This is a genomic window from Skermania sp. ID1734, assembly GCF_007489285.1.
In the GTDB taxonomy this organism is placed as follows: domain Bacteria; phylum Actinomycetota; class Actinomycetes; order Mycobacteriales; family Mycobacteriaceae; genus ID1734.
The window spans coordinates 168,738-191,918 of the sequence record NZ_VLIY01000006.1 but is presented as its reverse complement, the minus strand read 5'-3'; the positions used below and the strand labels follow the sequence as shown (position 1 = coordinate 191,918).

20 protein-coding genes are annotated in these 23,181 nt (G+C 66.0%); 6 read left to right on the top strand and 14 right to left on the bottom strand.

Annotated features, from left to right (window positions below; translation table 11 throughout):
* Positions 1 to 86: 86 nt before the first annotated feature.
* Complete coding sequence (locus FOS14_RS09650; protein WP_143770075.1) at positions 87 to 1,487, top strand: amidase; 1,401 nt, start codon at positions 87 to 89, stop codon at positions 1,485 to 1,487.
* A complete protein-coding gene (locus tag FOS14_RS09645; RefSeq protein WP_143770185.1) occupies positions 1,478 to 2,035 on the top strand; it encodes a TetR/AcrR family transcriptional regulator in 558 nt (185 codons plus the stop codon). Before FOS14_RS09650 ends, FOS14_RS09645 begins: the two co-directional genes overlap by 10 nt.
* A 1-nt stretch (position 2,036) precedes the next feature.
* Here the strand turns inward: FOS14_RS09645 and FOS14_RS09640 are convergent, their stop codons facing one another.
* The 8 genes from FOS14_RS09640 to FOS14_RS09605 form a co-directional block, all read right to left on the bottom strand.
* On the bottom strand, positions 2,037 to 4,211 hold the full coding sequence (locus FOS14_RS09640) for a sensor histidine kinase (RefSeq protein ID WP_143770074.1): 2,175 nt from the start codon (positions 4,209 to 4,211) through the stop codon (positions 2,037 to 2,039).
* 115 nt (positions 4,212 to 4,326) lie between these two features.
* Positions 4,327 to 5,799, bottom strand: a complete 1,473-nt coding sequence (locus tag FOS14_RS09635; protein ID WP_143770073.1) for a protein kinase — start codon at positions 5,797 to 5,799, stop codon at positions 4,327 to 4,329.
* A 98-nt stretch (positions 5,800 to 5,897) separates the two neighbouring features.
* Positions 5,898 to 6,803, bottom strand: a complete 906-nt coding sequence (gene era, locus FOS14_RS09630; RefSeq protein WP_143770072.1) for a GTPase Era — start codon at positions 6,801 to 6,803, stop codon at positions 5,898 to 5,900.
* Entirely contained in the window at positions 6,796 to 7,128 is a 333-nt protein-coding gene (locus FOS14_RS09625; protein ID WP_143770071.1) for a cytidine deaminase, read from the bottom strand. The genes era and FOS14_RS09625 overlap by 8 nt, the downstream gene beginning before the upstream one ends.
* Positions 7,115 to 8,455 carry a hemolysin family protein gene (locus FOS14_RS09620; RefSeq protein WP_143770070.1) on the bottom strand — a complete coding sequence of 447 codons (1,341 nt, stop codon included), beginning with the start codon at positions 8,453 to 8,455 and terminating at the stop codon, positions 7,115 to 7,117. The genes FOS14_RS09625 and FOS14_RS09620 overlap by 14 nt, the downstream gene beginning before the upstream one ends.
* Positions 8,452 to 9,012, bottom strand: a complete 561-nt coding sequence (ybeY, locus tag FOS14_RS09615; protein ID WP_143770069.1) for an rRNA maturation RNase YbeY — start codon at positions 9,010 to 9,012, stop codon at positions 8,452 to 8,454. The genes FOS14_RS09620 and ybeY overlap by 4 nt, the downstream gene beginning before the upstream one ends.
* A 54-nt stretch (positions 9,013 to 9,066) precedes the next feature.
* Complete coding sequence (locus FOS14_RS09610; RefSeq protein ID WP_370512199.1) at positions 9,067 to 11,139, bottom strand: PhoH family protein; 2,073 nt, start codon at positions 11,137 to 11,139, stop codon at positions 9,067 to 9,069.
* 277 nt (positions 11,140 to 11,416) lie between these two features.
* Positions 11,417 to 13,150, bottom strand: a complete 1,734-nt coding sequence (locus FOS14_RS09605; protein ID WP_143770067.1) for a glutamate decarboxylase — start codon at positions 13,148 to 13,150, stop codon at positions 11,417 to 11,419.
* 268 nt (positions 13,151 to 13,418) lie between these two features.
* Between FOS14_RS09605 and FOS14_RS09600 the strand changes: the two genes are divergently transcribed.
* Together FOS14_RS09600 and FOS14_RS09595 are read left to right on the top strand one after the other, a co-directional pair.
* Positions 13,419 to 14,540, top strand: coding sequence for an ion channel (locus tag FOS14_RS09600; RefSeq protein WP_143770066.1), 1,122 nt, complete (start codon positions 13,419 to 13,421; stop codon positions 14,538 to 14,540).
* Positions 14,537 to 15,739, top strand: a complete 1,203-nt coding sequence (locus tag FOS14_RS09595; RefSeq protein ID WP_143770065.1) for a hypothetical protein — start codon at positions 14,537 to 14,539, stop codon at positions 15,737 to 15,739. The genes FOS14_RS09600 and FOS14_RS09595 overlap by 4 nt, the downstream gene beginning before the upstream one ends.
* A 17-nt stretch (positions 15,740 to 15,756) precedes the next feature.
* Here FOS14_RS09595 and FOS14_RS09590 read toward each other — a convergent pair whose 3' ends face one another.
* The gene (locus FOS14_RS09590) at positions 15,757 to 16,587 is read right to left on the bottom strand and encodes an SDR family oxidoreductase (protein ID WP_143770064.1); all 831 of its coding nucleotides are present in this window, start codon (positions 16,585 to 16,587) and stop codon (positions 15,757 to 15,759) included.
* Between the two features lie 33 nt (positions 16,588 to 16,620).
* Positions 16,621 to 17,622, bottom strand: coding sequence for an SDR family NAD(P)-dependent oxidoreductase (locus FOS14_RS09585; RefSeq protein ID WP_143770063.1), 1,002 nt, complete (start codon positions 17,620 to 17,622; stop codon positions 16,621 to 16,623).
* 192 nt (positions 17,623 to 17,814) lie between these two features.
* Between FOS14_RS09585 and FOS14_RS09580 the strand changes: the two genes are divergently transcribed.
* Positions 17,815 to 18,486 carry a TetR/AcrR family transcriptional regulator gene (locus tag FOS14_RS09580; RefSeq protein ID WP_143770062.1) on the top strand — a complete coding sequence of 224 codons (672 nt, stop codon included), beginning with the start codon at positions 17,815 to 17,817 and terminating at the stop codon, positions 18,484 to 18,486.
* Here FOS14_RS09580 and FOS14_RS09575 read toward each other — a convergent pair.
* The 3 genes from FOS14_RS09575 to hrcA form a co-directional block, all read right to left on the bottom strand.
* Complete coding sequence (locus FOS14_RS09575) at positions 18,418 to 19,194, bottom strand: 16S rRNA (uracil(1498)-N(3))-methyltransferase (RefSeq protein WP_143770061.1); 777 nt, start codon at positions 19,192 to 19,194, stop codon at positions 18,418 to 18,420. The two genes, FOS14_RS09580 and FOS14_RS09575, sit on opposite strands and share 69 nt — an antisense overlap.
* Positions 19,195 to 19,198: 4 nt before the next feature.
* A complete protein-coding gene (gene dnaJ / locus FOS14_RS09570) occupies positions 19,199 to 20,344 on the bottom strand; it encodes a molecular chaperone DnaJ (protein WP_143770060.1) in 1,146 nt (381 codons plus the stop codon).
* An 86-nt stretch (positions 20,345 to 20,430) separates the two neighbouring features.
* On the bottom strand, positions 20,431 to 21,465 hold the full coding sequence (hrcA, locus tag FOS14_RS09565) for a heat-inducible transcriptional repressor HrcA (protein ID WP_143770059.1): 1,035 nt from the start codon (positions 21,463 to 21,465) through the stop codon (positions 20,431 to 20,433).
* 121 nt (positions 21,466 to 21,586) lie between these two features.
* Between hrcA and FOS14_RS09560 the strand changes: the two genes are divergently transcribed.
* Positions 21,587 to 21,880, top strand: coding sequence for a type II toxin-antitoxin system VapB family antitoxin (locus FOS14_RS09560; RefSeq protein ID WP_143770058.1), 294 nt, complete (start codon positions 21,587 to 21,589; stop codon positions 21,878 to 21,880).
* Here the strand turns inward: FOS14_RS09560 and hemW are convergent.
* Complete coding sequence (gene hemW, locus FOS14_RS09555; protein WP_143770057.1) at positions 21,877 to 23,070, bottom strand: radical SAM family heme chaperone HemW; 1,194 nt, start codon at positions 23,068 to 23,070, stop codon at positions 21,877 to 21,879. The two genes, FOS14_RS09560 and hemW, sit on opposite strands and share 4 nt — an antisense overlap.
* Positions 23,071 to 23,181: the final 111 nt, after the last annotated feature.

Genomic DNA, 23,181 nt, shown 5'->3' with positions numbered 1-23,181 from the left:
TCATTCTCCCACGGTGGGGCGACAGGTTGCGGGAAGCGCGGCCCGCAGATTCGTGATACTGTTCGTTCGAACGAACAGGAGGATCGATGAACCTGACCGACGTCGGTTTGCAGGATTTCGCCGCCGCACTCAGAGACGGCCGGATCACCTCGACCCACGCCGTCTCCGACGCGCTCGACCGCATCGACAGCAGCCAATCGACGCTGAACGCCTTCCGTGTTGTGCGCCATGCCGCGCTCGACGAGGCCGCCGCCGCGGACCGGGCACTCACGCAGGGCACGGACCTTCCGCTGCTCGGGGTGCCGATCGCCATCAAGGACGACACCGACATAGCCGGTGAGCCAACGGCCTTCGGGTGCGCCGGCGACTTCCCGCGCAAAACCGAAGACGCCGAGGTGGTCCGACGCCTCCGTGCGGCCGGCGCCGTGATCGTCGGCAAGACCAACACCTGCGAACTCGGCCAGTGGCCCTTCACCGACGGCGCCGCTTTTGGCTACTCGCGCAACCCGTGGAACCGCGACCGCACTCCCGGTGGTTCCTCCGGCGGCAGCGCCGCCGCCGTCGCCGCGGGACTCGTGCCTGCCGCGTTGGGATCCGACGGTGCCGGGTCGGTGCGCATTCCGGCCGCCTGGACCAACCTGGTGGGCATCAAACCTCAGCGTGGGCGCATCTCCACCTGGCCGGACGCGGAAGCTTTCAACGGCATCACCGTCAACGGCCCGCTCGCCCGGACAGTCGCGGACGCCGCACTGCTGCTCGACGTCTGCTCCGGCAATCACGACGGGGATCTGCACCGGCCGCAGCCGATTTCGGCCGTCGACGCGGTCACCGCCGATCCCGGACCACTTCGCATCGCGCTGTCGTACCGGATTCCGTTCACCGCCACGCGCACCGCGCTGGACCCGCAGGTTCGCGCGGGCGTGGAGCGGATCGCCGCGACGCTGCGCAGGCTCGGCCATACCGTCACGATCGCCGACCCGGCATACAACCTGCTGCTGTCCGCGTCGTTCCTGCCGCGCGCCACCGCGGGGGTCGACGCCTGGTTGCGACGAGTTCCCGACCGCACGCTCGTCGACGCGCGGACCCGTGCGACAGCGCGCACGGGACAACTGCTGGGCGGGTTGCCGCTGCGAGCTGCGCGCCGGGCCGAACGGCTCCTGCACAAGCAGATCGGCGCCATCTTCACCGACTTCGACATCGTCCTCGCGCCAACCACCGCCACCCCGCCCCCGCGGGTAGATGCCATGGACAACCAAAGCTCCTGGGCCACCGACAAACTCATCACCGCCGCTTGTCCTTACGCGTGGCCGTGGAATGTCCTGGGCTGGCCCAGCGTCAATGTCCCGGCCGGGTTTACCGACGACGGCCTGCCCATCGGCGCGCAACTGATGGGCAATGCAAATGCCGAGCCCAGGCTCATTTCGGTTGCGGCCCAGCTAGAATCGGAGCTGCGGTGGGATCTGCAGCGGCCGGAGCAATGGTGGTGAGCGCACGCGAGCGCATTCTGGCGGCCGCACTGCACATCGTCGCGACCAGTGGCGTGGCGGCGGTGTCGAACCGTCGAATCGCCGCCGAGGCAGAAGTTTCCCTCGGATCGATCACCTACCACTTCCCCACACAGACCGATCTGCTGCGCGAGTCGCTGCTCAGTTTCGTCACCGACGAGACGCGGCGCCTCCAAGAACTCACCACGCAGTTGCAGGACAGCGTGCTCACGCTGGCGGAGGCGGCGGCAACGGTGGAACGGATTGCGCGCGAATTGTCGTTCACCGAAGGACAATTCGCGACCTTCGAGCTCTACCTGCAGGCCGGCCGAGACCCGGAACTGCGCGACGCCGCCGCGCGGTGCTTCGCCGCCTATGACGACCTCGCCGCGACGGTGTTGGGCGCGCTCGGGGTGCCCGAGCCGGAGCGTAGAGCAACCGCGGTCGTCGCCGCGGTCACCGGTGCGCAGCTGCGGCGATTAGCCACCGGATCCGACCCGACGCTCGCCGCGGTCCTGGTCGACATTCTCGGCGTCGATCTACCGCAGTGATCTAGGGCGGCGAGAGAGCGGGAGCCGGTTCTGCCGCGCTACCCGGAATCTCCACCCGCCGGTTCTCGGCATCGGCGTGCACGATGGTGCAGGCCATCCGACGACCCGGCGGCAGGATACGGATTGTCACGCGAGACCCGGTCGCCCGATCCAGTTCGCTGATCGCCGTCTGCACAATCGCATCCACCCGATCCGTCGGCGGTTGACCGTCGTTGAGCAGCACCACCTCGACCCCGCGCGCCCTGGCCCGGGTGGCCGCATCGAGCAACTCTTCGCTGGCGATGCCGCGCGCACGGATGCGATCACGCAGCCGCGCCTCCACCAGCAAGGCGGCCAACCGTTCGGCGTCGTCGAGCGTGCCGTCCCGACGGATAAGCGCAAGCACCGGGCGGGCGATGTCGTCGAGGTAGGCCAGTTGCTCGTCGCGCTCACGCAATCGAGCCACGGCACGGGCGCGATCAGCGGTCACCACGACCGTGCGCTCGCGAATGCTGTTGATCCGCCGGACCTGCCTGCGCATTCCGATCGCGAACAGCGTGCACACGACGGTGAGCGCCAGTTGCCACGGCAGCTGCCCGTAGAAACTGCCCTGCACGGGATGGTGCGACACGGCCTCCCAGCCGGTGTACGTGGCGGCCGCGCTCAACGCTCCGATCCAGGCGAGCCCGAACCGCCCACGTACGGTGAGAAAACCCATGAGCAGCGCCGCCGGTGTCCACGCCCAGGTGGCATACATCGGCGACGGCGCGTCGGCCCGCGCCATGGTCACGATGTTGCACACCGCCACCACGACGGGGATGACCGCCATCGCTGCTGCCGGTCGCACCGGCATAGGGTCGGGACCGGGCCGGCACAGGATGGCCGCACCGATGAACAACGCAATGAGCGCGACGGCGAAGGGGACGCCGAGCATGCTCGGATCGTCCCAGGCGCGCATGGATTCGCCGGTGATCCAGGTGACGGCCAAAACGACGGCGGCCCGGCTGTAAAACCGCACCATCGTCGGTGCATCGGTCGACCGCGATTGCCCAATGTCGGGGGCTGCCGTCTCCGCCAGCGCCGTTACCGAGCTGCCCGTCGGCGCAACCACTTCCACGACGGTGCCTTTGCCTGGCGCGGCGCTGATCCGCAACCGCGCGCCCTCACAGCGTTGCACCCGAGAGTGTGCGATCTGCAGGCCCAGGCGCGCCCTGGACACTCGTTGCGGGTCGAAGCCCGCTCCGTCATCGGCCACGCGGACCACGATGTTGCCCTCGGCGATATGTGCGTCGACCCGTCGAATCACAGTGCGACCGGGCAGGTCTGCGTGTCGCATGCTGTTGCGCAACGCCTCACCGCTCACATCGCGGAGCAACTGGGCAACACTGACCGACAGTGCACAGTCTGAATCACCGCCAGACATCGAAAATCGAACCGCCGGGCAAATGGTCGTGCAACTCTGCTTCAGCCGGGCGACGAATTCAGCGAGCGGCAGGACGGCGTCCGCGGCGTTGTCGGCGGTCAAACCGTCGAGGGTCTCGATCGCCACCCGCGCGGCATTGCAGGCGACCACCGCGTCGCCGCCGCGGCCACCCGTCAGCAAGGCGGCCAGCACCGTGTCGTGCACCAGACCGTCCAACCGAGCCCGCTCGACCGAGCGCGCGGACACTTCGGCACGGTGCGCGGCCGCGCTACGCAGCGTTTCGGTGTCGGCGTCCAGCGTGGCGGCACTGCCCAAGGCTCGCAACATGATTCCGGCGAACACCAGGCCCAGCAACGTCTGCCCGACGAACGCCTGGCTCACCCGGAAGACCCCCGGATCGATGGCCACCCACCACCAGACGAACGCGCCCATCCCGACCTGAACCGGGATGTAGGCAGCCACCAGCCACCCGGGCATGATCAGCACCGCGGCCGCACAGACCCCGGGCGGTGTCGCGTTGATCCAGAACGTGCCCGAGTCGACCTGCACGTGAGCGCGCGTGGCGAACCATGGAACCAGCGCATACACGACGACGGAACCCGCCACCCAGACGCTCACGACCGCGCGCAGCCAGGTAATCGGCAACCACGCCGCACCGACCACCATTACCAGCGGCGGCAACAGCACGCAGAGGGCGCCCAGAGCGTTGCCCCATGGAGCCGACCACGCCAATTGAGTTGGAAGCGGTGGATTGAGCACGAGTTGAAACAGCACGCCCGCCACCCCGATGGCCAGGCACACTATGCGGTAGGTGCGCTCGAGCGCCGTCGTCGCGTTCGCCAGCCCCCGGCCAGACCAGAGCCGGCCGCCGGCATGCGACGTAAAGCTGCTACTGAGTCTGATCTCGCAGGCCCCCGTACTTCTGCCGGATCCGGCCGAGGTACGCCGTCAAGGTCTCCTCCGACAACCCCGTCATCGCCGAGACTCGGGGTGCGGGTTCACCCGACGCGAACAATTCGAGCACTTGACGCTGGCGCGGTGTCAGGTTCGCCTCGGTGAATTCCCAGTCGGCGTCGATCGCCGCCGCCCAGTCCGTCGTGACCACCTGGCGGCCGGCGACCGCGTCCCGAATAGCTTGCACCACAACAGGAGAGCGCTCGGACTTGCGCACCACGCCCAGCACGCCGGCCCGCGCGGCGGCCCGAACCAGCTGCTGCTCCTCACCCGACGTGAACACCAGGGCCTCGATTCCCTTGTCCCGCAATAGCGCAACATTGCCCGACGGCGTGGACCCGTCCGGCAGTCGCAGATCGAGGATCACCAGATCCAGCGTCGACGTGATGGCGAGGAGTTCGGGCACGGTGGGCGCGGTCGCCACGATCGTCAGATCCCGCTCGTCGGCCAACATCCCCTTCAGTCCGAGCACGGTGGATTCGTGGTCCTCGACGACGCCGATCCGGCATGGCACCACCTCGAGCTCGGTGACCGCCTCCGCGAAATTCGTCCCGGTGGAGATCCGCGTCCGCTCCATGGGCGATGTGGACGCGCTGCTGGATATCACTTCCTCGGCGGCCGCCGCGAGTTCGCCCGCGGATTGATAGCGGCGGTCGGGAAGCTTGGCCATGCCGCGAGCGATCACCGCGTCGAGTCCGACCACGGCGTCACCGACGAGGGTGCTCGGCCGCGGCGGCACCGTGTTGAGGTGGTGGTAGAACTGTCGTTCCGGTCCCCCGCCATACGGCGTTGTCCCGGTGAGGCATTCGTGCAACACGCAGGCCAGTGCATAGACGTCGGTGCGGGCGTCGATGACGTCGCTGGTGAACCGCTCCGGCGCCATGTAGGGCAGGCTGCCGATTGCCGCACCCGCGGTCGTGAGTCCCACTTCGCCAGAGGCGCGAGCGATGCCGAAATCGATGAGATACACGAAGTCGCGACGCGCCACGAGCAAGTTCGACGGCTTCACGTCGCGATGGATCAGGCCCTGGGCATGGGCGGTGTCCAGCGCGCTGGCGGCCTGGCTGATGATCGACACGGCCCGCTTCGGCCGCAGCGCTCCCTCGCGCGCCAGAATCTTGGACAGATCTTCACCGTCGATGAGCTCCATACACAGATACAGATGCCCGTCGATCTCGTCGGCGTCGTGGATGGGGATCACGTGCGGGTCGCGCAGCGCGCCCGCCTTGCGTGCCTCACCCCGGAAGCGTTCGCGATATCGCTCGTCGTCGGCCAGCAATTGGGGCAACACCTTCACCGCGACCGGGCGGTCGAGCCGGGTATCGGTGGCGCGATACACGCGTCCCATTCCGCCCTGGCCGATTACGTCCAGCAGCCGGTAGCGACCGAATACGACCTCGTCCATCATCGCCCCGCACCCGCGTTCGTGCCTGCGACAACGCGTCAGTACTGAGTCAACGAGCACCCATAACGATTGTCAATGGCCAACCGGGCGCCGATTCGCACCTAGAAGCCCAGTTTTCCCAGCTGCTTGGGATCGCGTTGCCAATCCTTTGCCACCTTGACATGCAGGTGCAAGTAGATCCGCGTGCCAAGCAGCTTCTCGATCTGTCGCCGCGCCGCGGTGCCCACATCGCGCAGCCGCGCGCCGCCCTTGCCGATCACTATCGCCTTCTGGCTGGGGCGCTCTACGTAGAGCAGCGCGTGCACGTCGAGCATGTCCGGGTTCTCTTCGCGTTCGAGGACCTCCTCAATCACCACGGCCAGCGAGTGTGGAAGTTCGTCGCGGACGCCCTCGAGCGCTGCCTCGCGAATCAGCTCGGCCATGAGCGTTTCTTCCGGCTCGTCGGTCAGTTCGCCGTTCGGGTAGAACGCCGGACCGGGCGGCAGTTCACCGGCGAGGACGTCGACGAGCACCTCGAGATTGTCTGCCCGACTGGCCGATACCGGCACCACCTCGACGTCGGGACCGAGCAGGGTCGACACCGCAAGCAGTTGTTCGGCCACCACCTGCTTGGCCACCTTGTCGATCTTCGTGACGACGCCGAGGAGCTTGGTTTTGGGCGCGACCTGGCGAACCTGTTCGAGGATCCACCGGTCGCCGGGACCGATCTTTTCGTCGGCCGGAAAGCATTGCGCGATGACGTCGACCTCGGCGTAGGTGTCGCGCACCAGATCATTAAGCCGTTGACCGAGCAACGTGCGCGGACGGTGCAGACCTGGCGTATCCACGAGAATGATCTGCGCGTGCTCGCGGTGCACGATGCCGCGGATGGTGTGCCGCGTGGTTTGCGGACGCGACGACGTGATCGCGACCTTGGCGCCCACCAACGCGTTCGTCAACGTCGACTTGCCGGTGTTGGGCCGACCGACGAAACAGACGAAGCCGGAACGAAATTCAGCGTCAGCCACCGGACACCGCCGTAATGGAACCGTCGCGCGCCGCCTGAATCACCGTGGCATCGGCGGACAGTTCGCGAACCGCCTCGATGCCGGGGTCGCCATCCGTACCGCCGACCAGCACAGCTGCCTCGAATCCCCCTGCGCCGCTGGACAATGCGGCGGCCACCGCGGCCTGCAGCGCGGTCAACGTGAGCGTCTGCAGCGCTACCGCGCCCGCCGCATAGGTGCGGCCGTCGACGTCGCGAACCGCCGCGCCCGCTCCACTTCCGGCGCGCGCCATCGCCGATCGGGCGAGCACCACCAGCTTCTGGTCCTCCGGGTCAAGCTCTGCCATCGTTTTCCTCGCTGTCCTCGTCACTGTCTGCTTTGGCGCGCCGAACTTCTACCGTGTGCACCCGGACCCGCCCGCGCGTGTCGGCGCCACCTTCACCGCGCAATACCAAGCCGTGGCTGACCACTTCCGAGCCCGGCAACGGAACACGGCCGAGTTCCTGGGCGATCAGGCCACCGACCGTTTCGACGTCGTCCTCTTCGATATCGATGTCGAACAATTCGCCGAGGTCTTCCACCGACAATCGTGCCGAGACTCGATAGTGCCCGTCGCCGAGTTGCTCGATGGGCGGAGTTTCGTCGGTGTCGTACTCGTCGGCGATCTCGCCCACGATTTCTTCGAGAACGTCCTCGATCGTGACCAATCCGGCTATGCCGCCGTACTCGTCGACGAGCAGCGCCATGTGGTTTCGGTCGCGCTGCATTTCGTCGAGCAGGCTGTCCAGCGGCTTCGAGTCCGGCACGAACACCGGCGGGCGCATCACGTCTGCCACCTTCACGCTGCGACCACCGTCGTTGGAGTAATACGTCTGCTGCACGAGGTCTTTCAGATACACCACGCCGAGCACGTCATCCACGTTTTCGCCGATCACCGGGATCCGGGAATGCCCGCTGCGCACCGCCAGCGAGGTGGCTTGTCCGGCATTCTTTTCCGCCTCGATCCACACCATTTCGGTGCGTGGCACCATGACCGCGCGGGCTGGCGTGTCGCCGAGTTCGAAGACCGACTGAATCATCCGGCGCTCGTCGGCCGCCACCACGCCGCGCTCCTGCGCCATGTCGACGAGCTCACGCAACTCGATCTCAGAAGCGAACGGCCCGTTGCGAAAACCGCGGCCGGGGGTGATTGCGTTGCCGATGAGAATGAGCAAGCGGCTCACCGGGTTCAGCAGCGATCCGATGCCCTGAATGGGCAGCGCGGCCGCCAGCGCGATGGTGTAGGCGTGTTGGCGGCCAAGCGTTCTCGGACCGACACCGATCACCATGTAATCGACGAGCACCATGACGATCGCGGTGGCCGTCAGCGCCCAGACGTCGGCGGCGACAATTTGCGACGCTTGGTCGCTGCCGACCAGGTAGATCAATGCGCCGGCCAACAGCACCGTCGCCGAGATCTCGCAGAGAATGCGCAGCAGCACCATCAGGTTGATGTAGCGCGGGCGTTCGTCGACCACCCGGAGCAACCGCTTCGCGCCCGCGCGGCCGGCGCGGGCAAGCTCCTCGACTCGTGCGGGCGAGACCGTGTTCAGCGCGGAGTCGATCGCAGCAAAGACACCCCCGAGTGGAACCAGCAAAATCGCAACAACGATGAGCGTCCAGGGACTGTTCACGTGCGCTCGCTGCCCCGGGGATCGGAACGGTCGAAGAAGCCTGCCTTGCCCAGGAGTCGGCGGTCGCGCTCGCGCAACGCCGCCTGCCGCTCGGCCTGCTCGAGCGCCGCGTACCAGTCGGCCAGCAGTTGGTTCTGCAGGCCGAACATCTCCTTCTCCTCTGCCGGCTCGGCGTGGTCATAGCCCAGCAGGTGCAGCACGCCGTGCACCGTGAGCAACGCGAGTTCGTGCGCGACGGAATGGCCGGCCTTGTCGGCCTGCCCGGCGGCGAATTCGGGGCACAAGACGATGTCGCCCAGCATGGACGGGCCCGGTTCGGGCGCGTCGGGCCGTCCGCCAGGTTCCAGTTCATCCATGGGAAAGGACATGACGTCGGTTGGACCGGGCAGGTCCATCCAGCGCATATGCAGATCTGCCATGGTGTCGAGATCGACGAGCACCATCGACAGCTCGGCCGCAGGGTGCACATCCAGCCGCGCCAATGCGAAACGCGCAACATCGATGAGCGCTTGCTCGTCGACCTGCATACCCGACTCGTTGGAGACCTCGATACTCACGCACTCACCCTAATGGGCGGCCATCGCAGCACGCGATCTGTTCAATGCCGCTGTTCAATGCCGCCGCGGGCGCATCTGCGCCGCCGAACGCCGCTGCGCACGGTTACCCAGCGACGCCCGCTCGGTTTCGGCTTCGAAACGGTCGTAGGCGTCGACGATGTCGGAGACCAGCCGGTGCCGAACCACGTCGGCGCTGGTGAGTTCGGAGAAGTGGATGTCATCGATATCGGTGAGGATCTCCGCTGCCGCGCGCAGGCCGGACCGTGCCCCACTGGGCAGGTCCACCTGTGTAACATCGCCAGTAACAACGATTTTCGACCCGAAGCCCAGGCGTGTCAGGAACATCTTCATCTGCTCAGCGGTGGTGTTCTGTGCCTCGTCGAGGATGATGAAGGCATCGTTGATGGTGTTGTGCGTGAGCAGAAAATCCTCGGTGACGTATAGCGAATCCGCGGCGGCGACCCGGATGCAGACGGCCTCTTCCGTACCAGCGGGTTCGATGCTCTCGATGTAGCGTCGCGGTGTCTTCGCGCCAGCAGCCGCATATGTCGTGGCCTTGCGCGCCAGTCGGAACGGCGCGAGCCCCGCCGGCAGCCGAATATCGAGCACAAAGGCATCGGAGCGATGCGGCACATCACGTCCCTGAGCCAAGCCCGGTTTTCGCCCAGCGGCCGCGCGGGTCCGGACATAGACAACGCCACCGAGCGACTGCACAAGAAAAGTCACGTCATCCCGTAGCCGCGGCGACACGGTCGTGTACTGGACCCGGCAGGTGCGGCCGCGTTGGGTGACGGGTCCGCCGTCTGTGTCGAGGAGGCCCTGCAAAACAGCATGCCGGACGTTCGCCGAGTTGAAGAGGTACACCTCGGGAATGAACTTCGTGTTCGACTTGGTGCCCCACAATCCGAGCGCACGCATCGCCCGCGTGACGGGGTTCTCCAGGGTAATGACCTCGTCCGGGGTCCGCACTCGATTGATCACGTGATCGATCTCGGAAGTCTTGCGCAGCCGCACGCCCGGGATAGCGGCTTCGAGCGCGTCCGCCAGCTCTGGATCGCGCGTAGCGAACGACGGTGTCGCCTGACCGGCCACACACCCATCGCCGAGCAGTAGGCCGAGCGCATACGGATCCATCGGAACCGGCTGGCTCGCGAACTGCACCGGATCGCTCAGCAGCGGCAATTCGTACCGGTGATAGTGGGCGGCCCGCAGGTTCCCGATCATTTCCTTGGTCTCGAGCACCCGCGGAGGCTTGCCGTGGCGTCGGTCAGAGCGGGTGTACACCGACCACAGGTGATCCATCGAGCACAACGTCGAGGACCCGTCCTGCGTCGTCACCCGCGCGATGTCCTTGAAACCCTGCGGGTAGACACCGAGCACTTCTGTCGGTTTGCCGTCCGAACCGATGACGAAGTCGCCGATGCTCAGCTCGCCGATCGGACGAAAACCGCTGGGGGTGAGCACCTTCGTCGAAAGCGGCTGCGCACGGCCACGCATATATGCCAGCGGCGCAACCTCGATGACACCGGCCTGCATCAGCTTCGGAATGGCCTCCGGATCCATCATGTCGTGCAGCGCGTCGTACAGCGGACGCAGGTACGGGTCGATCTTCTCGTTGAGCGTGCCGGGCAGAAAGCCGAGCCGCTCCCCCGCCTCCACGGCCGGTCGGGTCAGAATGATCCGGGTGACCTGCTTGGTCTGCAGCGCCTGCACGGCTTTGGCCATCGCCAGGTAGGTCTTGCCGGTGCCGGCCGGACCGATCCCGAAGACGATCGTGTTCGCATCGATCGCGTCGACGTAACGCTTCTGGTTGAGAGTCTTCGGTCGGATGGTCTTGCCGCGCCGCGACAGGATGTCAAGGCTGAGCACCTCCGCCGGGGAATCCGACCCGCCGTCGGTGAGCATGGACACCGTGTGCCGGACCGTCTCCGGGTTGATCTCCTGACCACGGGCGACCAGGGCGGCCAACTGCTCGATCACCCGCTCCGCCAAGGCCACCTCTGGGGCGGTGCCGGTGAGAGTCACGGCGTTGCCACGGACGTGAATGTCGGCGTCGAGACGCTGTTCGAGTTGGCGCAGGTTGCGGTCCGCGGAACCAAGGAAGGGAAAGACTGAATCGGGCGGCAATTCGATGCTGGATCGTACGGTCCGGGCGGCCGGACCCGAATCCGCAGCACTGCGTAGAACTTGCCTGCTATCGCTCGAATCCTGTGACGTCACGTGGTGACCAGTGCCCTCTTCCTTGTCCTCGGGGGTGGTACTGAAAGTTTAGCCTCGCGTTCGCGCCGAGCGCATGCGACTAAAGGACGCATACGGAAGCAGGGGTCCCCTACTGGCTGTCTACGCCAGCAGGGGACCCCTGCTTCCGAAATTTCAGCGCGCAGTTTCAGTACGCGAAATTGTTTCAGTGCGCGAAAATCTTGTCGTCACTGCCGAGGACCGACGGCAACGGCCCAGTGAGCGCCTCCAGCTTCGCGGTGTGCTTACGCAGGTCGGCCAACAGCAGATCAGCCATGTCATGGGTCATGCCCGCCCGCACCACGATGCGCAGGACTGCGAGGTCTTCGCGATGTTCCGGATAGGTGTAGGCCGGTACCTGCCACCCGCGCTCGCGCAACCGATCGGAGACGTCGAACACCGTGTAGTTGCGCACCGAGTCCTTCAGCTTGAAGGCGAACACCGGTAGGTCGGTGCCGCGGGTGACCAGTTCGTAGGGCCCGATCTTCTCGATCTCGTTGGCGATGTACTGCGCCACGTTCGAGCTGTGCTGCTGAACGCGGCGGTAGCCCTCGAAGCCGAGGCTGGTGAACATGAAGTACTGCGCCACCACCTCGCTGCCGGGGCGGGAGAAGTTCAGCGAGAACGTCGGCATGTCGCCGCCGAGGTAGTTCACGTGGAAGATCAAGTCTTCGGGCAGATACTCGGGGCTGCGCCAAATGGCCCATCCCACACCGGGGTACACCAGCCCATATTTGTGTCCGGAGGCGTTGATCGAGCACACCCGCGGGATCCGGAAGTCCCACACCAGGTCCGGCTGAATGAACGGGGCCACGAAGCCGCCGGAGGCCGCGTCGATGTGCAGCGGAATGTCGAGTCCGGTGTCCTCCTGAATCCGGTCAAGCTCCTCGGCAATCTCCGCGAACGGCTCGTAGCGTCCGTCGAACGTCGACCCGAGCACCGTCGCAACACCGATGGTGTTCTCGTCGACGTAGTCGCGCAGCCGGTCGGCCGTCAGGCACAGCTTGTCGCCCTCCATCGGCACCAGGCGTTCCTCGACGTCCCAGTACCGCATGAACTTGTCCCAGCACACCTGGACGTTGGCGCCGGTCACCAGGTTCGGTCGGTCGGTGGGCTTGCCGGCCTTGCGCATCTTCTCCCGCCAGCGCCACTTCATGGCCAGGCCGCACAACATCACTGCCTCGCTGGAGCCGGTGGTCGAGCAGCCGATCGCGTCTTCGCCCGCCGGTGAGTTCCAGAGGTTGGAAATGATGTTGACGCAACGGTTTTCCAGTTCTGCGGTCTGCGGGTACTCGTCTTTGTCGATCATGTTCTTGTCGGCGGTCTCGGCCATGAGCCGGTCGGCGAACGCCGGCATCTGCGTGGTGCAGAACGTGGCCAGGTTCAGCCGCGCGCTGCCGTCGAGCAGCAGTTCGCTGGAGATCATGTCGTAGGCCATCTCGTGCCCGGTGCCGTGCTCGTGCAGGAAGAACGTTGGCGCACGGAGCGGTTCGTCGGGCAGGTAACCGTCCGGCAGGTGGCTCAGCGAGACTGGTTGACCATCACCCGCTCGTGGTTCCTCGCTCGCCGCCGAGGGCGCTGCTGGAGCGGCGGGGGGCGGTGGCGCACTGGGCGTGGGAGCGTGTGCCGCCTGTGGTTTCGCGGCGGGCTCCTTGGCCGAGCCGCGACCGAAGAGTCGGCCGCCCAGTGCCCCGCCGATCTCGGAGGCACGCGACAGCCCGCTCGCGAGCGCGTCCTGCGCGGTGGTGGCCACCGCTCCCACATCACCGGCGGCCGCGGCCGAAAGGCCTTGGGCAACAGCGTCTGCGACTTCCTGCGGCATCACCGCCCCGCGCAGCAGGTGTGAACGCGTGGCCCGACGAGTGATTTCGTCCACGCTGGCCTTACGTACCAATCCCATGGTGGAGCCCTCCTCATTGTGGGAAAACCTGGCCTGAAGGTACTCCGCTGGCATCGGCGACTGCGGCGGTTTCGCGCCTAATCCAGCGCCAAAGCCATTGATTTAGCACCGAGGCGGACAATTCACTCGCGTGATCCCCCAGCACCGTATCGAAGGAAATCTGTGCGAATGCCGACGCCGGATAGTCGGATTTTCCTAACATGAGCGATGTGCCAAATTGCGGAGCCGTCCCCGGCGCGGCCGGACAGATCCCGTAACCGGCGCTCGCATGCTCGCGTTTCTGGCACACCTGTTCCGAATCCGCCAACAACCGGTGCGGATCCGATTCTCTCCGGCGCAGCGTCTGCGCAGGTCGGCGGCGGTGCTGTTCGCCCTCCTCGCCGCGCACGTCACTGCGATGATGATCTTCGAGCACAGCCAGTTCAAGCACGGCCTGTTCGACGCAATCTGGTTGACGTTGACCACTGTCGTGACGGTCGGTTACGGCGACATCGCCCCACATACGGTCGGCGGACGCCTCGCCACGATGGTGCTGCTCTACGCAGCCGCCGTTTTCATGGCCGCAAATATTGCCTCGCTCGCGGTGGAGTTACGGATGGACCGCATTGCCCGAATGCGGGACGGGAAGTGGAAGTGGAATTTGAAAGATCATCTTTTGATAATCCATTCACCCGAACACGGTGCCGAACGCTACTTCGTCACATTTCTCCGGGAATTGCGGGCCGATCCAGACTTTCACGACATTCCAGTCATGATCCTGACGGATCGATTCACCAAAGGACTACCGGAATCGGTGCACGATCTTGGCGCCGTCTATTACAACGGTTCGCCGCACAACCACGAGGCGCTGCGGGCGGCCGGGGCGGAAACCGCCGCCTACGTTGTGCTGCTGGCCGAAGACGAATGCCATTCCCGTTCCGACAGCATCAATTTCAATATTCTGCTGGAACTGCACGAGTTGTACTCCGGAGCAAAGATCATCGCCGAGGTGGTCGAAGACACCGACCGGGAACGGTTCTTCCGGTTCGGCGCACACCGCATTATTCGGCCGTCGCGCGCGTATCCGGAATTTGCGGTCCGGGCAATCACGTGCCCGGGATCGGAAGTGGTCGTCGAAAGCATGCTGCAATCCGGCAGCGGTAGCACCCGTCGTTACAACGTGCGCCTGCAGCAACAGCTGTGGTCCGACGTTGCCGCCGCATTGCTGACCGCCGGATACGGCACCGCGCTCGGCTATGTGAACGAATCTCGGCGCGTCATTTCCAATCCCGCGCCGAACGAATACGTCACGGGCCGCGGGTTATTGCTCCTGACCCCGAAGAAGGCGCCGTCGCGCTCACAGGTACAGAACTTGATCTCCGGCGTGCAGGCGGTCGGGGCACGACCGTGAGGGTGCTCGAGGATCACGAATGGCTCTACGTCGCCATACCGATTGCCATGGCGATAACCGGCTACCTCGCCCACTCGCTCACGGTCGCCGCGCTGTTTCGGCCGGTGCGGTTCGTCGGCGTCGGACCGCTCGGGTGGCAAGGATTGCTTCCAGCGATGGCGGCCCGGATCGCGCCGCGGTTGTTCGACAGCCTGATCGATCGGGTCGGCACCATCCGCGACGTTTATCAGGCGATGGATCCCGATCGCATTGCCGAACACCTGGTGTTGTCCGTGCGCCCGCGAACGGCCGAGTTCGTCGAGGACGTCATGCTCGACGCCGACCCGCAGCTGTGGGACGAGTTGAGTCCGGATGTGAAAGCCGACGTAGCCGAACGCATCCAGAAATCGCTGCCCACAGTGATCCCCGCCGTCACGGCCGACATCGACCGCAAGCTCGACGACCTCGTCGATGTCGACCATCTCGTGCGGGTGCGCCTGGTAGACGACGCGGCCATGCTCAACCGGCTGTTCGCCACTGCGGGCCGCCGCGAATTCGGGTTCTTGCGCAAGGCGGGCCTCCCGATCGGGCTGATCGCCGGGATTCTCACACTCGCGGAATTCACCGTCTGGCCGGACTGGATCGAATTGCCCCTTGTCGGCGCCTTGACCTTCGCCATCGGCGACGCAGTGGCTGTGACCATTCTGCTCGGAATCCCGATTGCCGCGTTCGGGTCCACGGTGCGCTATGGGCTCCTCGGCGCCGACCAGGAACGCGTTTCCCGGGTCGGCACGCGTGTGGTCACTCGGGAAATACTGACCGTGCGCAGCCTGGTCACCGACATCTTGAACGGCCCGCGCGGGGATCTGCTGCGCGCGCTGGTCAGCGAACACGTCGCGCCGATGATCGACGACGCGATCGAATATGCACGCCCAACCTTCCGGGAGGCGCGCACCGACGAGCAAATCGCCGATCTTGCCAGCCGACTGGCCGATCACACCATCGACGTTGCGCTCGAACCGCTTTCGGATCCAGCGTTCAGCCGCGAGCGGCAGGTGGTGCTCGAGGACGTCTTCCTCAACCGGATGCTCGACCTGAGCGCCGAGGAGTTCGTCGGCCTGATCCGCCCCGCCTTACACCGAGCCGAATGGCTGTTGGTGCTCGTCGGGGCGGCGACCGGCGTCCTCACCGGGTTGGTATTGGCCTTCTGGGTGTTTTGATCAGGCTGGGTGTTTGATCAGGCGCTGGCGCGGCCGGTGAAGTCCTCCATCGTCTTGTAGACGCCGAGCACTCGGCCGGCGACGAAGTCGCGCACGCCGGTCGGCAGGATGCCTTTGAAGACCTCCGAGAGCACCACCGTCTTGGGCAGCACGACGAACGGTGCGCCCTTCTTCATCTGCTTCCACACCTCGTTGACGACGGCCTCGGGCTCGAGAATCGGCAGCAGCGGCGCGGCCTTGGCGCCTTCGAACATTCCGGTGCTGATGTAGTACGGGCAGACGGTGGTCACCTTGACGTGGCTGTGGCCGGCCTGCTCGAGTTCCAGGCGCACGGAGTCGGACCAGCCGACCGCGGCCCACTTCGATCCGCAGTACGACGCCATCCGGGGGTTGGCCGTCAGCCCGGCGGCAGAGGCGATGTTGACCAGCCGGCATTCCTCGCCGGAGGCGATCATCCCGGGCAGGAACTCACGCGCAATGAACATCGGCGCGAGCGAGTTGATCTTCATCGTGAATTCGGTGTCCCGCTCGCTGTCGGTCTCCCAGAAGTAGCTGTTGCCGCGCACCACGCCGGCGTTGTTGAAGACGATCTCGGGATCGCCGGTGTCGGACCGCACCTGGGCCGCGGCCTTTTCGATCTGGGCCCGGTCGGCCACGTCGACGACGTAGCCGCGCACCTTGTGACCAGCGCCGGACAACTCGGCCACGGTCGCGTCCAGGGCGGCTTCGTTGATATCCCACAGCACCACCGCGGCAGCGCCTTCCCGGACGGCCAGCTGGGCATACAGCTTGCCCATGCCCATGGCCGCGCCCGTGATCAGAACCTTTTTGCCTGCAACGTATTTCATGTCAGTTTCCTTGTCGGGTCGAGTTGGTCGGGCTTACCAGTGGATTCCGGGCAGTAGGCGAATCATGCTTTTTGCGGCGCGCGAAAGCGGTTGGTCCTGCAGAACTTTCGAGGCGGTGGTCAGCGCCACGGTGCGCGCATCGCGCTGGTCGGCCACCGATTCGGAGATCGGCGTCACGCCCTTGGCCGCGTGCGAGTCGGGGAACAGCTCGTAGGCCTTGTGCAGGATCTTGTCGACCAACCCCGGCGCCAGCGTGTAGCTCAGTTCGCCAAGGGTTCCCATCGGCGTACCGATCTCCTTCGGGCGCTTGACCAGCCCCCGCAGGACCAGGTCGGCGGCCTCGTCCGGGGACAGCGTGGGGAACGCGTCGTACATGGAGGTCGGCGCGATCATCGGGGTGCGCACCAGCGGCATGTGGATGGTGGTGAAGGTGACGCCGTCGCCGCACACCTCGCTGGCCGCGACCCGGCTGAACGCGTCGAGAGCGGCCTTCGAGGCGACGTAGGCCGAGAAGCGCGGGGTGTTGGTCTGCACGCCGATCGAGGAGATGTTGACGATGTGGCCAAAGCCGTTTTCGCGCATGTGCGGCAGCAATTCCATGATCAACCGCAGGGCGCCGAAGTAGTTCAGCGCCATGGTGCGTTCGAAGTCGTGGAAGCGATCCTGGGCGAGATTCAGCGAGCGACGAATGGAGCGGCCCGCGTTGTTGACCAACATGTCGACCCCGCCATGGTTGTCGATCACCTCGGCAACGAGCCGGTGGACCGAATCCTCGTCGGTCACGTCGCAGGCGTACACGAACGCGCGACCACCACCGGCGACGATATCGTCGCGCACCTGGTCGAGCTTGTCGGCGCTGCGCGCCACGAGGATGACCTCGGCGCCGGCGTCGGCCGCCTTGTGGGCAGCCGCAGCGCCGATCCCCGACGAAGCGCCGGTGATGAGGACCCGCCGACCCGCAAGCGGCGTCGGGTTCGGCGAAACGATGTCGCGCACGATCGGCAATTCGGCCAGAGCCGCAACGGTAGTGATCATGTTCGGTTCCTTCGCGGTGAAAGTTCGGATAGGGAGCTGCCTCACAGCGGTGTTGGTACTGTGACGTACCGGATACCTAAGATCATGGTACGCAGCGGTACCGCTTGCCAAGCCAATGTGGCGGTTCTCTCATTAGCGCAGGTAAACCTACGGTACTGTTAAGTACCGAGGAGTTAACGAGAGGAAGCGCCGATGACCGTCCCGGCCGCGGAACCCGACGTGCCGGCCACCGATTCCGACACCGCCACCGGAACCGATAGCGATGTCCGGCTTCGACTCGTCGAGGCATTGGCCGCAACCGTTGCCGAAAAGGGCTACGCCGCGACCACGATCGCCGACATCGTCGCCCGTGCGCACGTCTCCCGGCGCACCTTCTACGAGCAGTTCAGCGACAAGTACGCCTGCCTGGTGGCCTGCCACGAAATAGTCGGGTCCCGGATGCTCGGGGCCATCGAGATCGCGAGCAACGAATCCGCGGATCCGGCCGGGTTGATCGAGCGGTCCGCCCGCGCGTTGCTGCATGCCCTGGCAGCCCAGCCCAACCTGACTTACACGCACTTCGTGGCCATGCACGCCAACGGGCCAGCGTCGGTGCCGCGCCGCGAAGTTCAGGACCGGCTCGCAAAGAAATTGCAGGAGATAGCAACTCGCGTGCAGACGGTCAATCGGCAGGTAGTCGTCCCGTCCGACGCGCTCGCTACCGCCGTCGTCGGCGGAATCGCGGAGTTGATCGTGCGCTCGGTCGAGCACGATGAGGATCTGGAGAGCATCGCCCCGACTGTGACCGAACTCGTCTCAGGGGTCCTCGTGCGTGGCCGCAGGACCGAGCGACCAGCGCGAAGTCAGCGCCCCGAGAGCGCCTAACGCCACCGCCGCTGCAGTGGAGGTGCGCAGCACCGTCGGCCCCAGCAAGGCGACGCGCGCACCGACCGATTGCAGCCGCGTCAGCTCTCCATCATCGAGTCCGCCTTCGGGACCGACGACGAGCATCACCTCTGCGGCATCACCGAACGGCAACGCCGAAAAAGCCTGGGAGGCAGACTCGTGCAGCGCCACCACGATTCCCCCTCGCTCGACGCACTGCGTGACCAGTTCCAGAACCGTTGCCGTGCTGGCAAGCTCAGTCACTTCGGGGACGTACGGCCGACGCGACTGGCGGGCGGCAGCCCGAGCGGCAGCGCACCATTTCGCCACGCCCTTGGCCGCTTTTGTTCCGTCCCAACGAGATACACAGCGAGCCGCGGCCCACGGCACGATCACGTCGATGCCCGCCTCGGTGGCGAGCTCGACGGCCAGTTCCGCACGATCCGATTTGGGCAGCGCCTGAACGAGAGTGACACGCGGAACAGGCTGCTGGGCAATCCATTTGGTGCCGATCGACAGCTCCAGCCGATCCTTGGCCGCGGCGACGACGGTGGCTTTGGCCATCACGCCAGCACCGTCGGAAACCACCAACCGCTCCCCCGCCCGGATCCGGCGCACCGTCGCGGCGTGCCGACCCTCAGCGCCGTCGAGCACCGCGACCGCACCCGGCTCGGGCACCGTGTCGACGTAGAAAACCGTGGCGGCCACCGAGTTAACGACTGAACGAGGCGCGCAAGCGAGAGAACAGTCCGCCCTGATGTGCGGTGCCGACCGAGACGACCTCGGCGTGATCGCGGGGTCGCAGTCCCTTGTACTCGCGCAGCAGTTCAGCCTGTTTGTGGTCGAGCTTCGTGGGCACCACCACCTCGAGGTGCGCGTGCAAATCACCACGCTGGCCCGACCGTAGGCGTGGCATGCCGTGCCCGGCCAGCAGTATGACCGCATTGGGCTGGGTGCCCGGCTCGATGGTCAACTCCGTAGGCCCGTCGAGGATTGCGTCGACCACCACCGTGGTGCCCAGCGCCGCATCGACCATCGGTATGCGGATGGTGCAGTGCAGGTCGTCGCCGTCACGCATGAAGGTCTCGTGTTGCTGCTCGGCGACCTCGATGTAGAGGTCGCCGGCCGGCCCACCGCCGGGCCCGACCTCGCCCTGGCCGGCCAGGCGAATGCGCATGCCGTTGGCCACGCCCGCGGGAATGCGGGCGGTGATGTCCCGGCGGGACCGCACCCGTCCGTCGCCACCGCACTTGTGGCATGGATCGGGGATCACTTCACCGAGGCCGCGACAGGTGGGGCACTGCCGCGAGGTCATGACCTGGCCGAGGAACGAGCGCTGCACCGTCTGGATCTCGCCCATGCCGTGGCAGGTGTCGCAGCGCACCGGTTTGGAATTGCCGTTCGTGCCCTTGCCGCCGCACAGATCGCAGAGGATCGCGGTATCGACCGTGATGTGTTTGGCCACCCCTGTCGCGCATTCTTCGAGCGTCAGTTTGGTGCGCAGCAGGGAGTCCGAACCCGGCTGCACCCGGCCGCGCGGACCCCGCCGCCCGCCCGCAGCCGAGGCACCGCCGAAGAACGCCTCGAACACGTCACCGAGCCCGCCGAAGCCAGCGCCGCTGAACCCGGCACCCGGACCCGACTCCAAGGGATCGCCACCGAGGTCGACGATGCGCCGCTTCTCCGGATCGGACAACACCTCGTAGGCGGCCGAGATTTCCTTGAACCTCGCCTGTGCCGCCTCGTCGGGGTTCACATCCGGGTGGAACTCTCGAGCCAGCTTGCGGTACGCCCGCTTGATCTCCTGATCGGAGGCGTTGCGCTCGACGCCGAGCGTTCCGTAATAGTCGCGTGCCACTGTCGTCTCTCTACCTTCACACTTGCAGGAGCCACTTGACGAAGCTCAGTCCAAGCCTTTTTGAAATACCTGAAATCCCAGCGGTGTCACCGCTCAGCGAGTACCTCACCGATGTACCTGGCAACCGCGGCTACCGAGGCAATTGTTCCGGGATAGTCCATCCGTGTCGGTCCCAAGACTCCCATACCGCCGAGCACGGTGCCTTGCGCGCCGTATCCGGTGGACACCATCGACGCCCCGCGCATCTGCTCGATCTGGGTCTCCTCGCCGATGCGCACGGTGACCATCCCCGGCTGCTGCGCCGCCGCCAGCAACTTGAGAATGACCACCTGCTCCTCGAGCGCCTCAAGGACCGAACGCAGTGATCCGGAAAGCCCAGCAAAGTCGGCCGCGTTACGGGTGAGGTTGGCGGTGCCGCCGAGCACCAGTCGTTCTTCCGGGTGCTCGACGAGCGTCTCGACCAGCACGGTAGCGGCCCGCACGACGGCGTCTCGAATGCGGGTCGGCGCGTTTTCGGCCAGCTCGCTTACCGCGATCGACGCCGCTGCCAACCGCTTTCCTTCGAGTGCGGCCCCGAGCAGTACGCGCAGGTCGGACAGGCCCTCGTCGTCGAGGACGTCGCCGAGTTCGACGATGCGCTGATCGACGCGACCGGTGTCGGTGATCAAGACCAGCAGCAGCCGGGCCGGGGTCAAGGCGACGACCTCGAGGTGGCGAACCGAGGACGCCGACAGCGTCGGGTACTGCACGATCGCGACCTGCCGGGTCAGCTGGGCGAGCAGGCGCACGCCGCGACGCAGGATGTCATCGAGGTCCACGCCCGATTCCAGAAACTCGAGAATCGCGCGACGCTCGGCCGCCGAGAGTGGCTTGACGTCGGCAATGCGATCCACGAACTGCCGGTAGCCCTTGTCGGTGGGCACCCGGCCCGAACTCGTGTGCGGTTGGGTGATGTACCCCTCAGCCTCGAGCACGGCCATGTCGTTGCGGACCGTGGCACTCGAGACGCCGAGGTTGTGGCGCTCGACGAGCACTTTCGACCCGACCGGCTCCTTGGTGGCGACATAGTCGGCGACGATCGCACGGAGAACTTCGAAGCGCCGTTCATCAGTGCTGGACAACAACTTCACCTCCCTGACCGGCCGCATTTACTGCTGTGCTTGCAAATATTCAGTCTAATCGGCAGTTCACGCTCCCCCGGCGTACGATCCCGCCATGTGTGGGTAAAGAGTGTCGAGCGTCATGATCTTTAAAGGCGTGATGGAGGGCAAGCCCTACCCGGACCACGGCTTGTCGATTCGCGACTGGTCCAAGATTCCGCCGCGCCAGGTGCGCCTCGACGAGATCGTCACCACCACGAAGGTGCTCGCGCTCGACCGACTGCTGTCCGAGGACTCCACGTTCTACGGAGATCTGTTTCCGCACGCGGTCCGCTGGCACGGGACGATCTATCTCGAAGACGGACTGCACCGGGCCGTGCGCGCCGCGTTGCGCAACCGGGTGGTGCTACACGCGCGGGTGCTGGAACTGGATTAAAGGATCGCTCGTACGACCGCGTCGGCGAGCAGTCGTCCGCGGTCGGTGAGTACGAGCCGGCCCGGTTCCGATCGCAGCAGACCATCGGCAACCAATGCGTCGGCGGCGGCGGTCTCCGTGGCATTGAGTTCGGCTATCGGCAATCCGGACCGCAGCCGCACTGTCAGCATGACGTGCTCGAGGTGCCGTTGGGCAGCAGTGAGCGTTTCCGAACCGGCGACCGGCAGGCGGCCGGCGCCGACCTGTTCGGCGTAGCGCGCGGGATGCTTCACGTTCCACCAGCGGATGCCGCCGACGTGGCTGTGCGCGCCGGGCCCGGCACCCCACCAGTCGCCGTCGAGCCAGTAGCCGAGGTTGTGCCGGCACCGGCCGGCGTCCGAGGATGCCCAGTTGGATACCTCGTACCAGCGCAGACCTGCGGCCGACAACGCTTCATCGACCTGCTGGTATCGGTCGGCGAGCACGTCGTCATCGGGCGCCGGTAGTTCGCCGCGGCGCACCTTGCGGGCCAGAGCCGTGCCGTCTTCGACGATCAGGGCATAGGCGGAGACGTGATCGACACCGGGATCGAGCACCGCATCCAGCGAGTGAGCCAGGTCCTCACGCCGCTCGCCCGGTGTGCCGTAGATGAGGTCGAGGTTGACATGCTCGAATCCCGCTTCCTGTGCCTCGCGAGCTGCAGCGGCGGCGCGTCCGGGCGTGTGGGTGCGGTCGAGCACACGCAGGACGTGTGCGGCGGCGGACTGCATGCCCAGTGACACCCGCGTGTACCCGGCCGCCCGAAGGTCGGCGAAAAATTGCGGCGACGTCGACTCCGGATTCGATTCGGTGGTCACCTCCGCGTCGGCCTGGAGACCGAAGGTGTCGCGAACCACCTCGAGGACCTCACCGAGCCTGCGGGCGCCGAGCAGCGAAGGAGTGCCGCCGCCCACGAACACGGTGTCGGCGGGCACCGATGTGCCGAGCACCGTCACCGCCTGCTCCAACTCGCCGCGCAGCGCAGCGAACCAGGAATCCGGCGAGGCACTCGTGCCGAGTTCGCCTGCCGTATAGGTGTTGAAGTCGCAGTATCCGCAGCGGGTCGCGCAGAACGGCACATGGATGTACACGCCGAACGCCCGGTTGCCGAGCCCGCTGAGCGGCTCCGGCCCGAGGTGCAGTCCCGAGGCTGGTAGGGCGGATACGGTCACGACTCCAGTGTCCGTTATTCGATGCGAGGTGCCTCGTCAGGCCTGTGGGATCCATCGGGATGCGTAACAGCTTCATAACGGCAAGTGGTTCGGCCGTCTCGATTTGCGACG

Excerpts from the sequence above, each read along its gene's own strand:
- FOS14_RS09635 (WP_143770073.1), bottom strand. The coding sequence starts at position 5,799 with ATGATGGACGAGGTCGTATTCGGTCGCTACCGGCTGCTGGACGTAATC.
- FOS14_RS09645 (WP_143770185.1), top strand. The coding sequence starts at position 1,478 with ATGGTGGTGAGCGCACGCGAGCGCATTCTGGCGGCCGCACTGCACATC.
- FOS14_RS09605 (WP_143770067.1), bottom strand. The coding sequence starts at position 13,150 with ATGGGATTGGTACGTAAGGCCAGCGTGGACGAAATCACTCGTCGGGCC.
- FOS14_RS09580 (WP_143770062.1), top strand. The coding sequence starts at position 17,815 with ATGACCGTCCCGGCCGCGGAACCCGACGTGCCGGCCACCGATTCCGAC.
- FOS14_RS09590 (WP_143770064.1), bottom strand. The coding sequence starts at position 16,587 with ATGAAATACGTTGCAGGCAAAAAGGTTCTGATCACGGGCGCGGCCATG.
- FOS14_RS09625 (WP_143770071.1), bottom strand. The coding sequence starts at position 7,128 with ATGGCAGAGCTTGACCCGGAGGACCAGAAGCTGGTGGTGCTCGCCCGA.
- FOS14_RS09560 (WP_143770058.1), top strand. The coding sequence starts at position 21,587 with ATGATCTTTAAAGGCGTGATGGAGGGCAAGCCCTACCCGGACCACGGC.
- FOS14_RS09585 (WP_143770063.1), bottom strand. The coding sequence starts at position 17,622 with ATGATCACTACCGTTGCGGCTCTGGCCGAATTGCCGATCGTGCGCGAC.
- FOS14_RS09650 (WP_143770075.1), top strand. The coding sequence starts at position 87 with ATGAACCTGACCGACGTCGGTTTGCAGGATTTCGCCGCCGCACTCAGA.
- FOS14_RS09600 (WP_143770066.1), top strand. The coding sequence starts at position 13,419 with ATGCTCGCGTTTCTGGCACACCTGTTCCGAATCCGCCAACAACCGGTG.